The organism is Treponema sp. R80B11-R83G3, from assembly GCF_054786115.1.
The window spans coordinates 1-2451 of the sequence record NZ_BDHF01000150.1 but is presented as its reverse complement, the minus strand read 5'-3'; the positions used below and the strand labels follow the sequence as shown (position 1 = coordinate 2451).

Annotated in this window: 1 protein-coding gene and 1 pseudogene; both read right to left on the bottom strand. The window is 41.5% G+C overall.

The window, feature by feature from the left end; all coding sequences use genetic code 11:
- Positions 1 to 371: 371 nt before the first annotated feature.
- Positions 372 to 1286 carry an Rpn family recombination-promoting nuclease/putative transposase gene (locus ACYVRH_RS11805; RefSeq protein ID WP_461257114.1) on the bottom strand — a complete coding sequence of 305 codons (915 nt, stop codon included), beginning with the start codon at positions 1284 to 1286 and terminating at the stop codon, positions 372 to 374.
- 558 nt (positions 1287 to 1844) lie between these two features.
- Positions 1845 to 2451: pseudogene (locus ACYVRH_RS11800) on the bottom strand (Rpn family recombination-promoting nuclease/putative transposase); the annotation flags it as partial.

The window sequence follows — 2451 nt, the reverse complement described above, 5'->3', positions numbered from 1 at the left end:
CTTGGCGGGATTTTGATTGTTTGCTTCCATAAATGTCCTCCTATAGTGGTTTGCAGTTGACCGCCGCAGGACGGTTTTTAAAAACTACATACCCTATATGGCGTGGACTCGCGGTTTTGCTTGACTGAAAATGAAATTATTTTTATTTTTTTACCACGAACCACACGAGCAGGGGGCGAACCTAGAGAATGAAGATATTTACTACAAATATGCGTATAGTAGAGAGAAAGAGGGATCGGGGGTTTTTGTCCGCAATCTTATCGTGAAGCCCACGCACAGATAACGAACAACAACATTGCTCACTGCTCACTGCTAATTGCTCATTTCTCATTGTTAATTGGTTTTCACTTCTTTGTGGTTTATTATGTCCTTTATTGTAGCCCTTGGGTAATAGTTTCTATGGGGAGGCCGGTGAATTCCATTATTTCATTCAATGGGCGTCCTGCATTTTTCATTTTTTGGGCAATGTCAAGACAGGCTTTGTTGTGTCCTTTTCGTTCGGCGCATACCATTCCGCTTTGATAGTCTAGTTCAGCTTTTAACTCACCCATCTTGCGTATGTACTCTATCTCATTCTGCGTAAAGCCCGTCATTGTTTTTACCGCCATCGCTATGCCCTCCTCTCGGTTTGTTATATTAATAATTTTAGCCCTTTTCTCCTCGTCTGTCAAATATTCAAAAAATATTGCCCACTGTTCAGCGTTTGTCATCTCTTCAATTGGCTTTTTGGTCAAAGGTTTTGTTTTTACCAACTCTACTGTTATTATTCTTGTCTTTCCGCCAAGACAGACGCGGGTTTTAAGATCGCTGTATGAAAAATCGTGTATCAGGTCTTCGTCCTGAAAAAATTTCCCTTTCGCAAGAATTGCGATTTGATAGGTTTCTTTCAAATCGTTATAATTTTTATCATCCCCGTGAATGTCCTGCCCGGTGAATAATATCGCCGTATAGTATTCAAGGCGCACCATTTCATCAGCGTTGGGATTAAATGACATTTCCACGTTGACAAGCTCGCATTCTTTTGTTCTGCATGATACGTCGAAGCGCACGTATTTCTGCCTCAAATCTTTAATAGGCGGTTCGTTGGCTGTGATAGTCTCCACCGCGACATTGCGCCCGATAAGCGCGGAAATCAAGTCCGACAACGCGCCTCTTGACGCTGACGTGTCTTTGGTGAATACGGCTTTGAACACATGGTCATAGCGGATGTCCAAGATACGCTCCCCGTCCCTGAAAGGGAAAGGGCCCCACTCGTACTGAGCGGGATTTTGATTGTTTGCTTCCATAAGTGTCCTCCTATAGTGGTTTGCAGTTGACCGCCGCAGGACGGTTTTTAAAAACTACATACCCTATATGGCGTGGACTCGCGGTTTTGCTTGACTGTTTTTAAAAATTTTTCGAAAAAATTTTACCACGAACCACACGAACAAGGAGCGAACCTAGAGAACGAAGATATTTACTACAAATATGCGTATAGTAGAGAGAAAGAGGGATCGGGGGTTTTTGTCCGCAATCTTATCGTGAAGGTCATGCATAGATAACGAACAACAACATTGCTCACTGCTCACTGCTAATTGCTCACTGCTAATTGCTAATTGCTAACTGCTTACTGCTCACTGCTAATTGCTCACTGCTAATTGCTAATTGCTAATTGCTCACTGCTAATTGCTCACTGCTCACTGCTAATTGCTCATTTCTAATTGCTCACTGCTAATTGCTCACTGCTCACTGCTAATTGCTAATTGCTTACTGCTCACTGCTAATTGCTAATTGCTTACTGCTCACTGCTAATTGCTCACTGCTCACTGCTAATTGCTAATTGCTAATTGCTCACTGCTAACTGCTCATAATATTTCTTTTATTTTCTCTGTGGAGAGTCCTGTGATTTCATGCACAAATTCAAGCGTTGAACCTTTTGAAAGCAAATTTTTTGCGATAATTAATTTTTCTTTTTCCATGCCTTTTTCTATGCCAATTTCTTCGCCTTCTTCAAGAGCTTCTTCTCTGACAACTCTCATTTCTACTTCAGGGTCATATTCACCGTACAGCATATTCAATACCTCCGAACCATGCTTCCTTAAAAAATCCTTTAGAATGTTGTTCTTTATACAATAGTTTATCGCAGATCTGAACGATTTATCAAGTAATTTTTTCTTATCGGGATATTTCCGCTGATACTCCTTCTGATACTCCCGTATTTTGTCAATGAACCGGCTGTAATTGTCAAGCGTTCTGCTCTTGCCCAATATATCCTGATTGCGCCCCTTGTTGATATTGTAAACCTGCACTACAAGCTCCAGAAGCGAATCAATCTTTATTGTGTTAGTTTTCATAAAAGCGTCTGAAAGCTTTAGCTCTTTGTAGTCGGGATACGGGTCTGCGCCGTTGTACAGAACGATAAACTCCGGTTTTGGGATTTTTTCGAGCCGCCTTTTGAACTTGTCTTCGGGA